Raw genomic sequence first — 19,647 nt, forward strand, 5'->3', positions numbered from 1 at the left:
AGTCTTGGAACGCAGTTGCGGGGGGTGAAATCAGGGGGCAGGCGTCAATCGGCAGCCGCCAGCGGCATGCCCTGTTCGATCAGGCCGGCATGCAGGGCCGAGCCCAGCGGCAGGATCTCGTCATTGAAGTCGTAGCGGTTGTTATGCAGGTAGCCGCTGCTGTGCGAGGTGCCCTGCCCGATGCGAAAGTAGGCACCAGGCTTGACCTGCAGCATGAAGGAGAAGTCTTCGGCCCCCATGCTCGGCTCCAGGTCGCGCACCACATGGTCCTTGCCGACCAGGTGCTGGGCCACGTCACCGGCAAAGCGGGCCTCGGCCTCGCTGTTGATGGTGGCGGGGTAGATGCGTTCGTAGTTCACGCTGGCCGTGGCGCCAAAGCCCATGGCAATGCCGCTGCACAGCTCGTTCAGGCGGCGCTCCACCAGGTCCTGCACCTCGGGCGAGAAGGTGCGCACCGTGCCCACCAAAGTGGCTTTGGAGGGGATCACGCTCATCGCGCCCAGGTCGCCGGCCTGCAGCGCGCACAGGCTGATCACCGCGCTGTCGATGCCGCGCACATTGCGCGACACGATGCTTTGAACCGAGGTGATGATGTGGCCGGCCACCAGCACCGGGTCGATCGTCTGGTAGGCGTGCGCCCCGTGGCCGCCCCGGCCGTTGACCTCGATGGTGATGCGGTCAGCCGCCGCCATCATGGGGCCGGGGTTGATGCCGATGGTGCCTGCCGCCATGCCGGGCCAGTTGTGCATGCCGTACACCGACTCGACCGGAAAACGTTCGAACAGGCCGTCATCGATCATGGCCTTGGCGCCCGCGTAGCCCTCTTCGCCGGGCTGGAAGATCAGCACGGCCGTGCCATTGAAGCGCCGGGTCTCGGCCAGGTAGCGGGCCGCGCCGATCAGCATGGCCGTGTGGCCATCGTGCCCGCAGCCGTGCATCAGGCCGTTTTTGGTGGAGCGCCAGGCAAAGTCGTTGTGTTCGGCCATGGGCAGCGCGTCCATGTCGGCGCGCAAGCCCATCAAGCGGCCGCTGTCGCGGCGCTGGCCATGGATCACGGCCACCACGCCGGTCTTGCCCAGGCCTTCATGGATCTCGTCAACGCCGCACAGCTTCAGGGCCTCGCGCACGCGGGCGCTGGTGTAGACCTCTTCAAAGCCCAGTTCGGGGTGGGCGTGCAGGTCGCGGCGGAAAGCCGTCAGCTCAGGGTGGAAGCGGGCAATGTGCTCAAACGCACGGCCGGTGGCACGCAGGCGCGGTACGCCGGTGTCGGTTTTCATCAATGACCTCCGGAGCGGCCGGTCCGCAGGCGCGGATCAACCAGAAAGTACAACAGGTCCACCACCAGGTTGATCACCACAAAGATCAGGGCGATCAGGCACAGGTAGGCGGCCATCACCGGGATGTCGGCAAACGTCACGGCCTGGATGAACAGCAGGCCCATGCCGGGCCACTGGAACACCGTCTCGGTGATGATGGAAAAAGCGATCAGCGAGCCCAGTTGCAGGCCCGTGATGGTGATCACCGGCACCAGGGTGTTTTTCAGCGCGTGGCCGAAGTGGATGGTGCGGTTGGACAGGCCGCGGGCGCGCGCAAACTTGATGTAGTCGGTGCGCAGCACCTCCAGCATCTCGGCCCGCACCAGGCGCATGATCAGGGTCAGCTGAAAGATCGCCAAGGTGATCGAAGGCAGCACCAGGTGGTGCCAGCCATCGGCCGTCAGCAGGCCGGTGCTCCACCAGCCCAGGCTCACGGTCTCGCCGCGCCCGAAACTCGGAAACCAGCCCAGCCCCACCGAAAACCCCAGGATCAGCAGGATGCCGATCAGGAAGGTGGGCAGTGACACCCCCAGCAGCGACACCGTCATCAGCAACTGGCTGCCGAAGCTGCCACGGCGCAGGGCTGCATAGACGCCCATCGGCACCCCCACCGCCACCGCCAGCACCGCGGCGACCATCGCCAGCTCCAGGGTGGCCGGAAAGCGTTCTCCGATCAGGCGCGATACCTTGGCGCCCTGGCGCAGGCTCAGGCCGAACTCGCCCTGGGCCGCGTTGAGCAGAAAGCGCCAGAACTGCACCACAAAGGACTGGTCCAGCCCCAGAGATGTGCGCAACTCCCGAATCTGGTCAGGCGTGGCGTCCTGCCCCAGCAGGAACACCACCGGATCCCCGACGAACTGGAACAGCATGAAGGCGATCAGGGCCACGGTGATCATCACCAGTACGGCCTGGGCCAGTCGACGCAGAATGAAGGCGAACATCAGAAATTGGTAACAACCAGCGTGTATTGAATGAACATGCTAGCAGAGCAATTCCTGTGCCGATACAGGGAATCCCATCACGCAAGGCGGCCCCTGTTGCGCTTTATGATGCCGCCCCCTGAGCCATGGAGCGCTCACTGAACGAAATGTTCAGTACCGGGTGTTTTCAGGGTTTGGCGGCGGGCTTCAGCTGCAGGTGCACCGGCCCATACCAGGCCTGGCTGTGCGAGCGGGTGTTGTCGGTGTCGGTCATGAGGGCCACCCCGATCAAGGGGCCCGGGGCCTCGCCGAAGCAGCGCAGGTAATCGGCCCGGATATCCCGCTCGTAGTCCAGCCATTGGCCCAGGTGCTCCGGGCCGGATTCGAGCACGATCTTGCGGATGCGGTCTGAGCGCGGGCTGTGCAGGGTGCTGTCCTGCGGCAGCTTGTTGCTCCACACATAGATCAGGGTGGCATAGGGCAGGTCTTCGCCCGTCAGGGCGCGTGCCAGCTCGGACATCATCGCGTTGCGCGTGGACAGCTTGCTGCGGTCGCCGTCAAAGGCCAGCATCACGCGCACCGGCGAGTCGTCAGCATCGCGCTGGGTCATGTCGGCGTCGGTGATCAAGGCCGGCACCTTCCAGGAAAACTTCAACGACCCCAAACGCTCAGGCTCCACCCGCAGCACCTGGCGCAGCAGGCTGGCCGAGGCATCGGCCTGGGCTTCCACCGCATCGCGCCCGTCCAGGCGCTGGTACTGGAAATGGGTGATCTGCTTGCCCGGGAAGTGGTGGTTGTGCCAGGGCAGGGGGGGCAGCCCATCAGGCTGCGAGGCCTTGGCCCAGGGCGATTGGGTCACGGCTTCGGCCGGGTAATCGTGCTCATGGCCGTGCTGAGTCGGTGCCAGGCTGCAGCCAGTCAGTGCACTGATCAGTGCGCTCGTGAGTGCGGCCACCCCCCACACCCGGATCGACTTCTGTCTGAACCCCAGGGTTGATCCTGACCCGATGCACCGAAGAAAATTGTTGTCCACGCCACACACTCCGTTGAGCCGGAAGACCTTCCAGCGGCTCCAGTTTATGACGGCTGCTTGAAGACCGTGTGACGGCCTCAGACCGCTTTCCGTGAATCGGCGCTCAGGCGTAACGCTTGTTGCGCAGATTGTTCTTCATCTCCTTGAGCAGGGGCTGCAAGGGGCTGCCGATGCGCAGCGCCACGCAGGTGGCCACCACGTCGATGATCATCAGGTGCAGCAGGCGCGACACCATGGGGCTGTAGCGGTCATAGCCCTCGGGGTGGTCGGCGGCCAGGTGGATGTGCCCGGCCGAGGCCAGTGGCGAGCCGCTGGCCGTGATCACGATGGTGGTGGCGCCGTTCTTGCGCGCAATGTCGGCCGCATCCATCAGGTCACGGGTGCGGCCCGAGTTGGAGATGATCACCACACAGTCGCCCGGGCCCAGCAGCGAGGCGCTCATCACCTGCATGTGGCCGTCGCTGTAGGCAATCGAGGTGATGCCCAGGCGGAAGAACTTGTGCTGTGCGTCCTGCGCCACGATGCCCGAGTTGCCCACGCCGAAGAACTCGATGCGGCGCCCCGTCTTGTAGGTGCCGGCAATGGCCTCGGCGGCGCGCTCCAGGGCCGTGGTGCTGGCGTCGTTGCGGTACTTCAGAAAGGCCGCCACGGTGTTGTCGATCACCTTCACCAGCACGTCGCTGGTCTTGTCGTCGGCGTCCACGCTGCGGTGGATGAAGGGCACGCCCTCGCTCACGCTGCCCGCCAGCTTGAGCTTGAAATCCGACAGCCCGTCGTAGCCCATGCTGCGGCAAAAGCGCACCACCGTCGGTTTGCTGACGTGGGCGCGGTACGACAACTCACTGACCGGCAGGTTGGCGAAGGCCCGTGGGTCGCTCAGAACCAATTGCGCCACCCGCTGCTCTGCCGGCGCCAGAGAGGACATGGAGGCTTTGATGCGGTCTAGCATGGCGGTGGACTTTCAAGGAGCAAAAAAATAGCAGATTCATGCCGTCAACCGTTCAGGGTACAACAAGAATCCGCCTTCCATCCCTGCGTGGGCCGGCTTTTGCGCTGGATCATGGGCGCTCAGAACCGTTGTCAGGCCTCTTCGCTCCAGCAATGCCCGTCACGCGCGATCATGGCGCTGGCGGCACTCGGGCCCCAGGTGCCGGCGGCATAGGGGCGCGGCGGCATCTGGCCGGCCTGCCAGTGTTCCAGGATCGGTTGCACCCATTGCCAGGCTTCCTCTTGCTCGTCGCTGCGCACGAACAGGTTCAGTCGGCCATCAATCACGTCAAGCAGCAGGCGTTCGTAGGCCCCCACCCGCTCGTTGCCGAAGCGCTTGTCGAAGTCCAGGTCGAGTTGCACCGGTGCCAGCGTTTGTGTGGCCCCAGTGCTGGAGGCGGTGGCATTGCGTTGGGTGCGCCCCTCGGCCAGCAGGTGCAGTTCCAGCCCGTCACGGGGCTGCAGGTTGATCACCAGCTTGTTGGCCGCACCGATGGGCGCCTTGAAGATCGGGTGCGGCGTGGGTCGGAAGTTGACCGTGATGTGGGCCTCCCGTGCCGCCAGCCGCTTGCCGGTTCGGATGTAGAACGGCACACCGGCCCAGCGCCAGTTCTCGATCTCGGTGCGCAAGGCCACGTAGGTCTCGGTGTCGCTGTCGGCCGGCACGCCCGCTTCGTCCAGGTAGCCCGGAACGGCTTTACCGTGGCGCGAACCGGCGCTGTACTGGCCCCGGATCACGTGCTGCGTCAGGGTCTCGGGCGTCCAGGCCTTGAGCGAGCGCAGCACCTTGAGCTTTTCGTCGCGGATCGCATCGGCGTGGGCATTGATTGGCGGCTCCATGGCGATGGCGCACAGCAGTTGCAAGGCGTGGTTCTGCACCATGTCGCGCAGCGCGCCCGTGCTGTCATAGAACTGACCGCGCTTTTCCACCCCCAGGTCTTCGGCGATGGTGATCTGGATGTTGGCGATGTTCTCGCGGCGCCACAGGGGCTCGAACAAGGCGTTGCCAAAGCGCAGCGCAAACAGGTTTTGCACCGCGGGCTTGCCCAGGTAGTGGTCGATGCGGAAGATCTGCCGCTCGCCAAAGGCTCGCCCCACGGCGGCGTTGATGGCGCGGTTGGAGGCCAGGTCGTGACCCAAGGGCTTTTCGAGCACCACCCGGGTGCGCGGGGTGTTCAGGCCGGCTGCGGCCAGTTGCTCGACCACGGTGGTGAACAGGGCCGGGGCTGTGGCCACGTACATCACCACGGTGGCCGCATCGCGCTCGGCCAGTGTGCTCGCCAGCGTCTGGTAGTCCTCGGGTTGGGACGGGTCCATGCGCACGTAGTGCAGCATGGCTGCAAACCGCGCGAACTCGTCGGCGTTGGGCTGCTTGGGGCCGTCAACTTCGCGAAAGCGTGTCTCGATCAGACTGCGATATTGTTCGTCTGTGAGCTTGTCACGCGCCACGCCGATGATCCGTCCGCCCTCTGGCAGCGAGCCATGCCGGAACGCCTGGAACAGGGCGGGCATCAGCTTGCGCCAGGCCAGGTCGCCGGTGCCGCCAAACAGGATCAGGTCGAAGCTCGCAGGCTTCACAATGTCAGGGGTGCTTTGCATGGCTCGGTAATGTAATTTGGTTTCGTAACTGAGTTTCTTGTTTTTTCCGGAAAACACCAGGAAATTTTCAGTTCTTGTATTTTGTATTGAGATGTCGATGTAATCAAGTTACCATTTCGGCTTTGCGGGCATGAACAAGATCATTTTTTCAGGATGCCATGAACCAACTCGACGCACTTCGCCAGTTCACCACGGTGGTGGCCGATACCGGCGACTTCAAGCAACTGGGCGCTTTCCGCCCGCAGGATGCCACGACCAACCCTTCGCTGATCCTCAAGGCGGTGCAAAAGCCCGAGTATCAGCCGCTGCTGGCCCAGACGGTGCAGCATTTCCGTGACCGCCCCCTGGACGAAATCATGGACCGCCTGCTGGTGGCCTTCGGCCGCGAGATCCTGGCCTTGATCCCTGGGCGGGTCTCCACCGAAGTCGATGCCCGCCTGAGTTTTGACACGGCGGCCACGGTGGCCCGCGCCGAACGCATCATTGAGCTCTACCAGGCCGCCGGCCTGCCCACCGACCGCGTGCTGATCAAGATTGCCGCCACGTGGGAAGGCATCCAGGCCGCCGCCCAACTGGAGCGCAAGGGCATCCACACCAACCTCACCCTGCTGTTCTCGTTCTGCCAGGCCGTGGCCTGCGGCCAGGCCCGGGTGCAACTGATCTCCCCCTTCGTGGGCCGCATCTACGACTGGTACAAGAAGTCGGCCGGCGCCCAATGGGACGAAGCCGCTTCTTCGGGTGCCAACGACCCGGGCGTGCAGTCGGTGCGCAAGATTTACGAGTACTACAAGCATTTCGGCATCGCCACCGAGGTGATGGGGGCCAGCTTCCGCAACCTGGGCCAGATCACCGCGCTGGCTGGCTGTGATCTGCTCACCATCGCCCCGGATCTGCTGGCCCAGTTGGCCGCCAGCGATGCGCCGCTCGTCCGCGCGCTGGATGCCGAAGCCGCCAAATCGCTGCCGCTGAGCCCGATTCAGTACGACGAAGCCAGTTTCCGCTTTGCCCTCAATGAAGATGCCATGGCCACCGAAAAGCTGGCCGAAGGCATCCGGGCCTTTGCCGCTGACGCCGTCAAACTTGAAAAGTTGATGCTGGCGGTCTAGACGGCCGCGAGAGATGGCACGCCCCCGCAGCGTGGCCTGGCGCCGCGTTGCCTGATGTTCGACCCGACCCACTCAAGGACTGTATGAAACAGCGACTTCGCTGCGACGAGACCCCTGCCTGGACCCAACTGCTGTCGCACTTCGATCAGCACGGGCGCCACTTCGATGTCCGAGCCGATTTCGAGCGCGATCCTGATCGCTTCTCGCGCTTCAGCCAGAGCGCGCCGCATGTGTTCGCCGATCTCTCGAAGAACCGCATTGATGCCCAGGCCGAGGCCTTGCTGATGCAACTGGCGCGCGAGACTGGGCTGGAGGCACACCGCGATGCGATGCTGGCCGGTGAGGCCATCAACAGCACCGAGGGCCGGGCGGTCATGCACCACCTGCTGCGCAACCAGGCCTGCCGCGATGGCCACGGGGGCTCCCTGCCTGTGTTCCATGGGGCGGTGGCCGATGCCGCCATGCCCGACGTCAATGCCACGCTGCGCGACATGCTGGCCTTTGCCGAGAGCGTGCGCGCCGACGCGCAGATCACCGACATCGTCAACATCGGCATCGGTGGCTCTGACCTGGGGCCGCAGATGGCCGTGGTGGCCCTGCAGGCGCATGCACTGCCGGGCAAGCGTTTCCATTTTGTCTCCAATGTCGATGGCGATGAATTGGGCGAGGTGCTGGAGCAGATCGACCCCGCCCACACCCTGTTCCTGGTGGCCTCCAAGACCTTCACCACCCGCGAGACCATGACCAACGCGCACAGCGCGCGGCGCTGGTTCCTCGAGCAGGGCGGGGTCGACCTGGCGCGCCATTTCGTGGCCCTCACCACCCACCTGGAGGCCGCCCAGGCCTTCGGTATCCGTACCACCTTCGGTTTTCGCGATTGGGTGGGCGGGCGCTATTCGATGTGGTCGGCCATTGGCCTGCCGCTGGCCATCGCCATCGGGGCCGAGGGCTTCCGGGCCCTGCTGGGCGGCGCCCACGCCATGGACCTGCACTTTGCGCACACCCCGCTCGAGCGCAACCTGCCGGTGCGCCTGGGCCTGCTCGATGTCTGGTACCGCAACTTCCACGGCTTTGCCAGCCGCAGCGTGGCGCCTTACCACCATGGCCTGCGCCGCCTGCCGGCCTACCTGCAGCAGCTCGAGATGGAGAGCAATGGCAAGCGGGTCGACCTGCAAGGCCGCAGCCTGGGCTACAGCACTTCGCCCGTGGTGTGGGGCGAGCCCGGCACCAATGGCCAGCATGCCTTCTTCCAGATGATCCACCAGGGCACCGACATCGTGCCCGTTGAGTTCATTGCCGTGCGCGAGCCCGCGCACGACCTGCCGGGCCATCACGCCCAACTGGTGGCCAATGCCCTGGCCCAGGCCCAGGCCCTGTTGCAGGGGCGCAGCGATGCGGGCGGGCACCGGCACTTTCCGGGCAACCGGCCCAGCACCTTCTTTGTGCTGGAGCGCATGGACCCGACCACCCTGGGCGCGTTGGTGGCCTTGTACGAGCACCGTGTCTTTGTCAGCGGCTCGGTCTGGGGCATCAACAGCTTTGACCAATGGGGTGTCGAGCTGGGCAAGCAGCTGGCGCAAGACATCCAGCCCCGGCTGGCCACGGGCGATGTGCGTGGGCTGGATGCCTCCACCGCCGGCCTGCTGCGCCAGTTCAGGCCGCGCTTCTGAACCTCAAGGGCCTGTTGACAGGCCCTGGTCCAGCGGCAGGCGCAAACCCACCTGCAGCCCGTGCGGCTGCAGCGCCTGGGCAAAGGCCTGGCCGCGGTGGCGCTGGGCAATCTCTTCGACGATGGCCAGCCCCAGGCCGCAACCGCCGGCCTTCTCGCTGCCGCGCCAGAAGCGCTGGAGCAGATGGGGGAGTTGTTCTTCCGGCACACCGGGCCCGTTGTCCTCGACCGACAGTTCGACCTGGGTGGTGGTCAGTGGCCGCACCCGCACCGTCACCATGCTGCCCGGCCCGGCGTAATGCAGGGCGTTGTCCAGCAGGTTGCTCAAGGCCTCGCGCAGCAGCAAGGCGTTGCCCTGCAGCTTCAAATGCTCCTCGCCCTCGTAACCCAGGTCCACACCGGCGGCCAGGGCCCGGGCGGTCCAGTCACGCGCCACCTCGCGGGCCAGGCCGGGCAGGTCCAGCGGCTGCAGTTCCACTGTGGTCTCCGAACGGGCCAGTTGCAGCAGTTGGTGCACCAGGTGCGCACTGCGCTGGGCGGCGGCACGCACTTTGATCAGGCGCTCGCGGGCGGGCGAGTCCTGCATCTCGTGCAGGGCCAGATCGGTCTGCCCGATCAGGCCGGCCAGGGGCGTGCGCAGCTGGTGGGCGGCGTCGTTGAGAAACTGCTTCTCCTTGACCTGGCCCTTGGCCACCGCCGCCAGCAGGCGGTTGATGGTGCTGGCCAGCGAATGCACCTCCTGGGGGGCGGTGCTCAGGGCCCCGCTGGGCAGGGGCGCATGGCCGGGTTGCGGGCTGGCGCCGATCAGTTCGATCTCTGCCTCCAGCCGCTTCAGCGGTCGCAGGCCGCGCAGCACGCCGGCATACACCAAGGCACTCAGCACCAGCCCCATCAGGCCCATGGGCAGCAGGATCTTCTCCAGCAACTCGTGGGCGATGCGTTCGCGCACCGTCAGGCTTTGGGCCACCTGCACGCGCAGGCGCTGCTTGCTGCCCGGTGAGCCGTAGTCCACCTCCAGCGACACCACGCGCACCGGGCGCTCGTCCACCACCCCGGCGTAGAGCACGGCTTCGCCGGGCTCGGCCTGGGCCTTGTCGGCCGGGGGCGGCGGCAGCTGGGCATTGCCCAGCAGAAAGCGGCCCGGGGGCGAGGACACCATGTAGCTGATGCGGTCGGCCGGGTCCTGCTCCAGGATGTCCTGGGCTGCCTTCGGAAAGTCCACCAGCAGGCCGTCGCCGATCGGCTTGATCTGGCGCGCCAGGGCCTTGACCGACTGGGTCAGGCTTTGATCGATGCCGCGTTCGCCGTTCTCCAGGGCCACGCGCCAGGCCAGCACGCCCCCGGTCAGCCACAGCACCAGCTGAGGCAGCAGCAGCCACAGCAGCAATTGGCGTTTGAGGGAAACCCCGGGCAGGGGCGGTGGTCGTGCCATGGGGGACTGCGGTTCAGGCCGCGGGCTTTTCCAGCATGTAGCCCAGGCCCCGGATGTTGCGGATGTTCAGGTTGGATGGGTCCAGCTTTTTGCGCAGCCGGTGCACATACACCTCGAGCGCATTCGAGTTCAAGGGCGCCGCGGCCTGACCCGGCTCGGGCGGCACGGCGCGCCAGGCGGCCAGCACATCGTCACGGGTCACCACCTCGCCGCAGCGGTTGACTAGCAGCTCCAGCAGCTCCCACTCGCGCTGGGTCAGCTCCAGGGCTTCGTCGGCCAGGGTGGCCTCGCGGGTCTGCGGGTCGATGCGCAGCGGCCCCACGGTGCTCCAGTGGCCCGTGGCGCCGGCCGTGGCTTGCGAGAAGGCCGGCAGCCGGGCCCGGCGCAGCATGGCTTGCAGCCGGGCCTGCAACTCGACCATGTTGAAGGGCTTGGTCATGTAGTCGTCGGCCCCGGCGTTCAGCCCCTGCACGCGGTCGTCCAGGCCGTCACGCGCGGTCAGGATCAGCACCGGCAGGCCGCTCAGCTTCTTGCGCGCCCAGGGCAGCAGGGTCAAGCCGTCTTGTCCGGGCAGGCCCAGATCGAGAATCATGCCGTCAATGCCCTCGCGCCCGAGCACGGCCTGGGCTTCTGCCACGCTGCCCGCGCTGCGCACCGCATAGCCCAATTGCAGGAGTTGCCCCGTCAGGGCATCGAGCAGGAGTTCGTCGTCTTCAACGATCAGGATCGTGATCATCGTTTGAGCATAACAAAGGCGCCGCCTGGAGGCGGGCGCTTGCCTGGCCTGTCGCTCGCCCCCAGAGGATGCTTTGATGCCAGTGCGACGCTGTTTAGGGGTAAGTCCTGATGGGGGCATTCATTATTTTAATTAAATTAATGAACGCGATGCGGCGAGTGACACGCCCACGTGTGAGCGATGATTCAACACTACAAGTAGGAGATGAGGGCATGTTCAAGTTGTCAAAACTGGCCGCGCTGGCAGTGGCTGCCGGCGCCGCACTGACGGCACAGGCCGGTGAGGTGGAAGTCCTGCATTACTGGACCTCCGGTGGCGAGGCCAAGTCGGCCGCCGAACTCAAGAAAATGATGCAGGCCAAGGGCCACACCTGGCGCGACTTTGCCGTGGCCGGTGGCGGCGGCGACAGCGCCATGACCGTGCTCAAGAGCCGCGTCGTGTCGGGCAACCCGCCCTCGGCGGCCCAGGTCAAGGGCCCGGCCATCCAGGAATGGGCCGCAGAAGGCGTGCTGGCCAACATGGACAGCGTGGCCAAGGCCGAGAAGTGGGACGAATCCCTGCCCAAGGTCGTGGCCGACGTGATGAAGTACAAGGGCAGCTACGTGGCCGCGCCGGTCAACGTGCACCGTGTGAACTGGCTGTGGGCCAGCTCTGACGCCCTCAAGAAGGCCGGCGTGGCCGCCATGCCCAAGACCTGGGACGAGTTCTTTGCCGCGGCCGACAAGCTCAAGGCGGCCGGCCTGATCCCGGTGGCCCACGGCGGCCAGAACTGGCAGGACTTCACCACCTTCGAATCGGTGGTGCTGGGCGTGGGCGGTGCCAAGTTCTACCAGGATGCCCTGGTCAAGCTCGATGACAAAGCCCTGGGCAGCGACACCATGAAGAAGTCGCTCGAAACCTTCCGCCGCGTCAAGTCGTACACCGACCCGGGCTCGCCGGGGCGCGACTGGAACCTGGCCACCGCCCTGCTGATCCAGGGCAAGGCCGGCTTCCAGCTGATGGGCGACTGGGCCAAGGGCGAGTTCGTGGCCGCAGGCAAGGTGCCCGGCAAAGACTTCATGTGCGCCGCCGCCCCGGGCACGGCCAGCAGCTTCACCTTCAACGTCGACTCGTTCATCCTGTTCAAGCTCAAGGACGCCAGTGCCCAGAAGGCCCAGAGCGATCTGGCCGCGGCCATCATGAGCCCCGAGTTCCAGGAGGTGTTCAACCTCAACAAGGGCTCGATCCCGGTGCGCCTGGGCATGAAGATGGACAAGTTTGACGACTGCGCCAGGCTGTCGTCGAAAGACTTTGTCGAATCGGCCAAGACCGGCGGCCTGGTGCCCAGCATCGCGCACGGCATGGCGGTGGCTCCGGCTGCCGAAGGCGCCATCAAGGACGTGGTCAGCCAATTCTGGAATGACGACAAGATCAGCGTGGCCGATGCGATGAAGAAGATCGCCCAGGCCGCCAAGACGCGATAAGCGCCCGGGGCGCCTCTCGCCCCATCTACTTTCCCCCTTTGTTGCCCGACAGACCCGGCGGCCTTTGCCAAGGCCAGCCGGTCGGGCGAAGCCATGCCCGGGCATGGCCAGAACACCTCTTGAAATCGGAGACCTAGACATGAGCAAGCATTCCTCTTCCCTGCATTCCGCCCGCCTGTGGCAACTGGCCCCCGCGGCCTTGCTGGCCTGCAGCGTGAGCGCCCAGGCGGCCGACCCGGCCCCGCTGTCGGAAGCCACCACCCAGCAGATCGAGGCCGTGGTCAAGAAGACCCTGGACGACAACGGCGTGCAGCTGTTCGGCTACGGCCGCGGCGGCTTCTACTCGGCCTCGGGCAACCAGCAAAAAGGCCAGTACCAGCTCGGTGGCGACCTGCAGCATTACCGCCTGGGCAACGAAGGCGACAACTACATCGAGTTCGGCATCGGCAAGAAGTGGGACCTGGGCGGCGGCCTGAAGTGGGGCACCTACTACATGCCCAAGGTCTACAACGGCAACACCGGCACGGCCCAGGTCTATGCCGACATCACCGGGCTGGAGTTCGCCCCCGACCTGACCCTGTGGGCCGGCCAGCGCTACCACCGTATCCAGGACATCCACATCCTGGACAACTGGCTGATGCAGGACGGCGACAACTACGGCGCCGGTGTCGATGGCATCCGCATCGGCTCCAAGGCCCGCCTCAACCTGGCCGTCTACACCCAGGGTTCGTCGGACAACAGCAACGCCAGCAGCAACAACGCCCGCCGGGCCAACTTCCAGCTGCGTGATCTGCCGGTCAACCCCGGTGGGCGCCTGACCCTCACCGGCGCCACCATCAACGGGCGCTTCGGCATTGGCCAGAACGGCAACGCCCTGGGCCTGCTGCACAACCAGGCCGACTTTCTGCTGCCAGGCATGAACAACTCGCTGTTCGTGCAGACCTCCACGGGCCACGCTGGCCTGGATGGCAAGTTCTACGGCCTGGACAACGCCGGCGTGGCCCAGGCCGGCGCCAAGCAGACCCGCATTGCCGAGGTGATCGACTGGCAACTGGGCGCCTTCGGCGGCCAGGCCCTGGCCAGCTACCAGACGGTCGAGCCCGACAACGCCGCCAAGTACAAGGACACCTCGATCGGTGGCCGCATGTCCTACGGCGTGGCGCGCAACGTGAAAGTGCTGCTCGATGTGGGCATCACCTCGCGCGCCATCGACGGCCAAGCCACCCAGCACCTGAACAAGGGCACCCTGGCCGTGGCCTTCTCGCCCGACAACAAGTTCTGGACCCGTCCTGAGTTCCGCGTCTACCTGAGCCGCTTCAACTGGAACACGGCCGCCGGTGCCGCCAATGCCGCCACCTTCGGTGCCGGTGGCCGCAGCAGTGCCACCACGGTGGGGGCGCAGGTCGAGTACTGGTGGTAAGTGGGTCCGCCGGGGGGGCGCTGCGTGGCGGCCCCCCGGCCTGCGGGTTGGTTCTCCAAGGCGTGATCCGCCTTTTTGATGCGGGAGCGCCTGGTGCTCCCGCCTTTTTTGCTTGAAGGGCCTTTGGCATGTCGATGCCCCGTGAGTCATGAAAAATTCCTTTGAAAACTGGCTGCCCCGTCTGGTGGTGGCCCCCGCCTTCGTGCTGGGCTTTGCCTTCATCTACGGCCTGATGGTCTGGAACGGCCTGCTCAGCCTGTCGGCGTCACGCATGCTGCCCAACTACGAGTGGGTGGGCCTGATGCAGTACGACAAGCTCTGGGCCATGGACCGCTGGTGGCTGGCGCTGCAGAACCTGGCCATCTTCGGCGGCGGCTACGTGCTGGGCTCGCTGGCCATCGGCGTGCTGCTGGCCGTGCTGCTGGACCAGAAGATCCGCGCCGAAGGCGCCTTGCGCACCATCTACCTCTACCCCATGGCGCTGTCCTTCATCGTCACGGGCACGGCCTGGAAGTGGCTGCTCAACCCCGAGCAGGGCCTGCAGCAGCTGGTGCGCGGCTGGGGCTTCGAGCATTTCACCTTCGACTGGCTGGTCAGCACCGACCGGGCCATCTACTGCGTGGTGATCGCCGGCATCTGGCAGAGCGCGGGCTTTGCCATGGCCTTGTTCCTGGCCGGCCTGCGAGGCGTGGACGACAGCATCATCAAGGCCGCCCAGGTGGACGGTGCCTCGCTGCCCCGCATCTACTGGCGCATCGTGCTGCCGGCGCTGCGCCCGGTGTTCTTCAGCACCCTGATGGTGTTGTCGCATCTGGCCATCAAGAGCTTCGATCTGGTGATGGCTCTGACCGCTGGCGGGCCCGGCTACGCCAGCGATGTGCCGGCCACCTTTATGTACACCATGTCCTTCTCGCGCGGCCAGATCGGCCTGGGCGCCGCCAGTGCCACCATGATGCTGGCCACCGTGGCCGCCCTGGTGGTTCCCTACCTCTACAGCGAATTGCGGAGCAAACCCCATGAGCGCTAAACCCCTGCTGGGGCGGCTGCTGGTCTACCTGACCCTGTTGGCCGCCGCCGTGTTCTTTCTGTTGCCGCTGTATGCCATGCTGGTGACCTCGCTCAAGACGGCCGAGGAGATCCGGGCCGGCGACCTGCTGGCCTGGCCCCAGGCGCTGAACTGGGACGCCTGGTCCGTGGCCTGGTCGCAGGCCTGCACCGGGGTCGACTGCAATGGCTTGCGGCCTTTCTTCTGGAACTCGGTCAGCATGGCCGTGCCCGCCGTGATGATCTCCACCGTGTGGGGCGCCCTGAACGGCTATGTGCTGAGCCTGTGGAAGTTCCGCGGCAGCGACACCTTGTTCGGCCTCTTGCTGTTCGGTGTGTTCATGCCCTTCCAGGTGGTGCTGCTGCCCATGAGCCAGGTGCTGGGCTGGTTGGGCATCTCCAGCTCGATCGGGGGCCTGATCCTGGTGCACTGCCTGGCCGGGTTGGCCGGCACCACGCTGTTCTTCCGCAACTACTACAGCGCCATCCCGGCCGAGCTGGTCAACGCGGCGCGCATCGATGGGGCCAGCTTCTGGCAGATCTTCTGGCGCATCGTGCTGCCGCTGTCCACCCCCATCGTGATGGTCACGCTGATCTGGCAGTTCACCAACATCTGGAACGATTTTCTGTTCGGCGTCACGTTCTCGGGCACCGATTCCAAGCCCATCACGGTGGGCCTGAACAACCTGGCCAACACGTCCAGCAGCGTCAAGGCCTACAACGTGGACATGGCGGCCGCCATCATCGCAGGCCTGCCGACCATGGCCATCTACGTGCTGGCAGGCAAGTTTTTTGTGCGCGGGCTCACGGCCGGCGCGGTCAAGGGTTGAGAGGTAAGGCAAATGGCTTCATCGTTGCAAATTTCGGGCATCAACAAACGCTACGGCCGGGGCGACAACAGTGTCGAGGTGCTCAAGCGCATCGACATCCACGTCGAGCCCGGTGAGTTCCTGATCCTGGTGGGCCCCTCGGGCTGTGGCAAATCCACCCTGCTCAACATCATTGCCGGGCTGGACGACCCCAGCGAAGGCGAGATCCGCATCGGCGATCGCAACGTGGTGGGCATGCCGCCACGCGACCGCGACATCGCCATGGTGTTCCAGAGCTACGCGCTCTACCCCACGCTCAGCGTGGCCGACAACATCGGCTTTGCCCTGGAGATGCGCAAGATCCCCAAGGCCGAGCGCCAGGCCCGCATCGCCCAGGTGGCAGCCATGCTGCAGATCGAGCACCTGCTGGACCGCCGGCCCAGCCAGCTCTCGGGCGGGCAGCGCCAGCGCGTGGCCATGGGCCGGGCCCTGGCCCGGCAGCCGCAGCTGTTTCTGTTTGACGAACCCCTGTCCAACCTGGACGCCAAGCTGCGTGTGGAAATGCGCGCCGAGATCAAGCGCCTGCACCAGACCAGCGGCATCACCAGCGTGTACGTCACCCACGATCAGGTCGAGGCCATGACCCTGGGCTCGCGCATCGCCGTGATGAAGGGCGGCGTGGTGCAGCAGCTGGGCACGCCCGACGAGATCTACAACCACCCCGCCAACACCTATGTGGCCACCTTCATCGGCTCACCGACCATGAACCTGGTGCGCGGCCGGCACCACGGCGCAAGCTTCGAGATGCTGGGCATTGCGGTGCCCCTGGCGGGCCCGGTCGATGCCCCTCAGCCAGGGCAGGAGCTGCTGCTGGGCGTGCGGCCCGAGCACCTGCTGCTGGACGACGCCTCCCCCTGGCGCGGCGAGGTCAGCGTGGTCGAACCCACCGGCCCCGATACCTATGTGGTGGTCGACACCTCTTCAGGCACGCTGACCCTGCGCACCGGCGCCCAGACCCCGGTGCGCCCGGGCGACCGCGTTGGCATCTCGGTCGCGCCCGGCCATGCCCACTGGTTCGATGGTGCCAGCGAGATGCGTCGGGCCTGACATGCCGACCGTCCCGCCCGCATCGACCGCCCCGAGCGCACCGCCTCTGCTGGGCCTGCACCACGTCGCGCTGATCTGCCGCGACGTGCTGCGCTCGCGCGACTTCTACACCCGCGTGCTCGGCCTGCCCGTGCTGCATGAGCAGTACCGGGCCGAGCGCCAGTCGCACAAGATCGATCTGGCCCTGCCCGATGGCAGCCAGCTGGAGTTGTTTTCGTTCCCGTCTCCACCTGCGCGGCCTTCTCGGCCCGAAGCCTGCGGCCTGCGTCACCTGGCCTTGCGCGTGGCCGACCTGCCGGCCTGGGTGGCGCACCTGCTGGCGCAGGGCGTGGCGGTGGAGCCGCTGCGAACCGATGAGGTGACCGGCGCCACCTTCACCTTTTTTGCCGATCCCGACGGCCTGCCGATCGAGCTGGTGCAGTCGGGCGCGTAGCTGGGGCGGGGCCGATGGCGCAGCCCGATCGGTGGAGCAACCCTGATCGATCAGGCATGAAAAAAGGGCCGCATCACTGCGGCCCTTTTTGTTTGGAGCTGGAAGGCTCAGGCAGGCATTACATGCCCATGTCGCCCATGCCACCCATGCCGCCCGGCATGGCCGGAGCGCCGGACTCGTCCTTCGGAGCTTCGGCCACCATGCACTCGGTGGTCAACAGCAGCGAAGCCACCGATGCGGCGTTTTGCAGCGCGGTGCGGGTCACCTTGGTCGGGTCCAGGATACCCATTTCGATCATGTCGCCATAGGTGTCGTTGGCAGCGTTGAAGCCGTAGTTGCCCTTGCCATTCAGCACGGCGTTCACGACCACGCTCGGCTCGCCGCCGGCGTTGTACACGATTTCGCGCAGGGGGGCTTCGATGGCCTTCAGGATCAGCTTGATGCCGGCGTCTTGATCGGCGTTGTCGCCCTTGATCTCGCCAGCAGCTTGCTTGGCGCGCAGCAGAGCCACGCCACCACCGGCCACGATGCCTTCTTCCACAGCAGCGCGGGTGGCGTGCAGGGCGTCTTCAACGCGGGCCTTCTTTTCCTTCATTTCGACTTCGGTGGCAGCACCCACCTTGATCACGGCCACACCGCCGGCCAGCTTGGCCACGCGTTCTTGCAGCTTTTCGCGATCGTAGTCGCTGGTGGCTTCTTCGATCTGCACGCGGATTTGCTTCACGCGGGCTTCGATGTCAGCAGCAGCGCCGGCGCCGTCGATGATGGTGGTGTTTTCCTTGCCCACTTCGATGCGCTTGGCTTGGCCCAGGTCAGCCAGGGTCACCTTTTCGAGCGACAGGCCGACTTCTTCAGCGATGACCTTGCCACCGGTCAGGATGGCGATGTCTTCCAGCATGGCCTTGCGACGGTCGCCGAAGCCAGGAGCCTTCACAGCCACAACCTTCAGGATGCCGCGGATGGTGTTCACCACCAGGGTGGCCAGGGCTTCGCCATCGACTTCTTCAGCGATGATCAGCAGCGGACGGCCCGACTTGGCCACTTGCTCCAGGGTCGGCAGCAGGTCGCGGATGTTGCTGATCTTCTTGTCGAACAGCAGCACGAAGGGGTTGTCCAGCAAAGCGGCTTGCTTTTCCGGGTTGTTGATGAAGTAGGGCGACAGGTAGCCGCGGTCGAACTGCATGCCTTCAACGACGTCGAGTTCGTTGTTCAGCGACTTGCCGTCTTCCACGGTGATCACGCCTTCCTTGCCGACCTTGTCCATCGCGTCAGCGATGATCTGGCCGATGGAAGCATCGCTGTTGGCCGAGATCGAGCCGACTTGAGCGATTTCCTTGGAGGTGGTGGTGGCCTTGGTGGCCTTCTTCAGCTCTTCGACCAGGGCTGCAACAGCCTTGTCGATACCGCGCTTCAGGTCCATCGGGTTCAGGCCGGCGGCCACGTACTTGGAGCCTTCGCGAACGATGGCTTGGGCCAGCACGGTGGCGGTGGTGGTGCCGTCACCAGCGTTGTCGCTGGTCTTGGAGGCCACTTCCTTCACGAGCTGGGCGCCCATGTTCTGCAGCTTGTCCTTGAGTTCGATTTCCTTGGCCACGGACACACCGTCCTTGGTCACGGTCGGGGCGCCGAACGAGCGTTCCAGCACCACGTTGCGGCCCTTGGGGCCCAGGGTCACTTTGACTGCGTTGGCCAGGATGTTCACACCCTCGACCATGCGAGCGCGGGCTTCACCGCCGAAGACGACGTCTTTTGCTGCCATGTTGATTTCTCCGAATTCAGTAAATAAATTGAGCGGGGGTGAGGCGAATTACTTTTCGACGACGGCGAAAAGGTCTTCTTCCTTCATGACCAGCAGCTCATCGCCGCCGACCTTGACGGTCTGGCCGCTGTACTTGCCGAACAAGACGCGGTCGCCAACCTTGACGGCCATGGCGCCCAGTTCACCCTTGTCGTTCTTCTTGCCGGGGCCGACGGCCAGCACTTCGCCTTGATCAGGCTTTTCAGCGGCGTTGTCGGGAATCACGATGCCGGAGGCAGTCTTGGTTTCGTTTTCCAGGCGCTTGACGATCACGCGATCGTGCAGAGGACGAAGGTTCATTGCATCTCCTGAGAGCAAAAAGGGGTTTCACAATCGACAGGTGCACCGCCCACGACGGGCACCATCAACTCAGCGAGCGGCCGGTGCTGTCAACACTCAGCTGTTAGCACTCAACCGCTTCGAGTGCTAATCATAAGGGCTTTTGGGTGGGTTTCAAGAGGGGGGGATGCGGGATGAGGCCGCAACGGGTTCGCAGCTGGCAGTCACTGTCGAGATTCGGCTAACTGTCGAGATTCGGCTAACTCTGAACTTTTCTCATTCAGTTCTGAATTCATCAACTGATCCGCAGGTCAGCCTCTCCCTATGACCTCAGGCGGTTGGCGTACGAATCAATGGAGTCACCGCAGTGGTTGGGTTTGGTGCGTATGGGTTGGTTGTTGTGTGTGTACGACAGGTGGGTATTAATGAAAGTTAGTGCCTACACTTTTCTGATCGATCTGTCCGCTGTGCAGCGGGAGCCGGCACTCGCCGTTTC

17 protein-coding genes are annotated in these 19,647 nt (G+C 65.2%); 8 read left to right on the forward strand and 9 right to left on the reverse strand.

From position 1 onward, the window contains the following. Positions 1–44: 44 nt before the first annotated feature. From F624_RS0121765 to zwf, 5 genes are all read right to left on the reverse strand, one after another. A complete protein-coding gene (locus tag F624_RS0121765; protein WP_019576473.1) occupies positions 45–1,277 on the reverse strand; it encodes a M20 aminoacylase family protein in 1,233 nt (410 codons plus the stop codon). Beyond that, on the reverse strand, positions 1,277–2,257 hold the full coding sequence (locus F624_RS0121770) for an ABC transporter permease (protein ID WP_019576474.1): 981 nt from the start codon (positions 2,255–2,257) through the stop codon (positions 1,277–1,279). The genes F624_RS0121765 and F624_RS0121770 overlap by 1 nt, the downstream gene beginning before the upstream one ends. 166 nt (positions 2,258–2,423) lie before the next feature. After that, positions 2,424–3,191 (reverse strand): DUF3047 domain-containing protein, encoded by a 768-nt coding sequence (locus F624_RS0121775; protein WP_245573696.1) that lies wholly within the window; start codon positions 3,189–3,191, stop codon positions 2,424–2,426. 181 nt (positions 3,192–3,372) lie between these two features. After that, the gene (locus tag F624_RS0121780; RefSeq protein WP_019576476.1) at positions 3,373–4,218 is read right to left on the reverse strand and encodes a MurR/RpiR family transcriptional regulator; all 846 of its coding nucleotides are present in this window, start codon (positions 4,216–4,218) and stop codon (positions 3,373–3,375) included. Positions 4,219–4,349: 131 nt separating this feature from the next. Further along, positions 4,350–5,855 carry a glucose-6-phosphate dehydrogenase gene (gene zwf, locus F624_RS0121785; RefSeq protein ID WP_019576477.1) on the reverse strand — a complete coding sequence of 502 codons (1,506 nt, stop codon included), beginning with the start codon at positions 5,853–5,855 and terminating at the stop codon, positions 4,350–4,352. A gap of 158 nt (positions 5,856–6,013) precedes the next feature. Between zwf and tal the strand changes: the two genes are divergently transcribed. Further along, complete coding sequence (tal, locus tag F624_RS0121790) at positions 6,014–6,961, forward strand: transaldolase (protein ID WP_019576478.1); 948 nt, start codon at positions 6,014–6,016, stop codon at positions 6,959–6,961. Between the two features lie 83 nt (positions 6,962–7,044). Next, a complete protein-coding gene (gene pgi, locus F624_RS0121795; protein WP_019576479.1) occupies positions 7,045–8,631 on the forward strand; it encodes a glucose-6-phosphate isomerase in 1,587 nt (528 codons plus the stop codon). Between the two features lie 3 nt (positions 8,632–8,634). Here the strand turns inward: pgi and F624_RS0121800 are convergent, their stop codons facing one another. Both F624_RS0121800 and F624_RS0121805 read right to left on the reverse strand, forming a co-directional pair. Next, positions 8,635–10,062 carry a sensor histidine kinase gene (locus tag F624_RS0121800; RefSeq protein ID WP_031255823.1) on the reverse strand — a complete coding sequence of 476 codons (1,428 nt, stop codon included), beginning with the start codon at positions 10,060–10,062 and terminating at the stop codon, positions 8,635–8,637. Positions 10,063–10,075: 13 nt separating this feature from the next. Continuing rightward, positions 10,076–10,798, reverse strand: a complete 723-nt coding sequence (locus tag F624_RS0121805) for a response regulator transcription factor (protein ID WP_019576481.1) — start codon at positions 10,796–10,798, stop codon at positions 10,076–10,078. A 212-nt stretch (positions 10,799–11,010) separates the two neighbouring features. On the opposite strand from F624_RS0121805, the gene F624_RS0121810 reads away from it, so the two are divergent. The 6 genes from F624_RS0121810 (at position 11,011) to gloA2 (ending at position 17,074) form a co-directional block, all read left to right on the forward strand. After that, a complete protein-coding gene (locus F624_RS0121810; RefSeq protein ID WP_019576482.1) occupies positions 11,011–12,261 on the forward strand; it encodes an ABC transporter substrate-binding protein in 1,251 nt (416 codons plus the stop codon). A gap of 139 nt (positions 12,262–12,400) precedes the next feature. Next, positions 12,401–13,681: a carbohydrate porin gene (locus tag F624_RS0121815; RefSeq protein ID WP_019576483.1), complete on the forward strand. Its 1,281-nt coding sequence runs from the start codon at positions 12,401–12,403 to the stop codon at positions 13,679–13,681. A gap of 148 nt (positions 13,682–13,829) precedes the next feature. Next, positions 13,830–14,708: a carbohydrate ABC transporter permease gene (locus F624_RS0121820; protein WP_019576484.1), complete on the forward strand. Its 879-nt coding sequence runs from the start codon at positions 13,830–13,832 to the stop codon at positions 14,706–14,708. Next, positions 14,698–15,555 (forward strand): carbohydrate ABC transporter permease, encoded by an 858-nt coding sequence (locus tag F624_RS0121825; protein ID WP_019576485.1) that lies wholly within the window; start codon positions 14,698–14,700, stop codon positions 15,553–15,555. Before F624_RS0121820 ends, F624_RS0121825 begins: the two co-directional genes overlap by 11 nt. Before the next feature lie 12 nt (positions 15,556–15,567). After that, positions 15,568–16,641, forward strand: coding sequence for an ABC transporter ATP-binding protein (locus F624_RS0121830; RefSeq protein WP_019576486.1), 1,074 nt, complete (start codon positions 15,568–15,570; stop codon positions 16,639–16,641). 1 nt (position 16,642) lies between these two features. Further along, on the forward strand, positions 16,643–17,074 hold the full coding sequence (gene gloA2, locus F624_RS0121835) for an SMU1112c/YaeR family gloxylase I-like metalloprotein (protein ID WP_019576487.1): 432 nt from the start codon (positions 16,643–16,645) through the stop codon (positions 17,072–17,074). A 118-nt stretch (positions 17,075–17,192) separates the two neighbouring features. Here the strand turns inward: gloA2 and groL are convergent, their stop codons facing one another. Next, positions 17,193–18,833, reverse strand: a complete 1,641-nt coding sequence (gene groL / locus F624_RS0121840) for a chaperonin GroEL (RefSeq protein ID WP_019576488.1) — start codon at positions 18,831–18,833, stop codon at positions 17,193–17,195. A gap of 48 nt (positions 18,834–18,881) precedes the next feature. After that, a complete protein-coding gene (locus F624_RS0121845; RefSeq protein ID WP_019576489.1) occupies positions 18,882–19,172 on the reverse strand; it encodes a co-chaperone GroES in 291 nt (96 codons plus the stop codon). Positions 19,173–19,647: the final 475 nt, after the last annotated feature.

Source organism: Curvibacter lanceolatus ATCC 14669, assembly GCF_000381265.1.
Classification (GTDB): Bacteria; Pseudomonadota; Gammaproteobacteria; order Burkholderiales; family Burkholderiaceae_C; genus Curvibacter; species Curvibacter lanceolatus.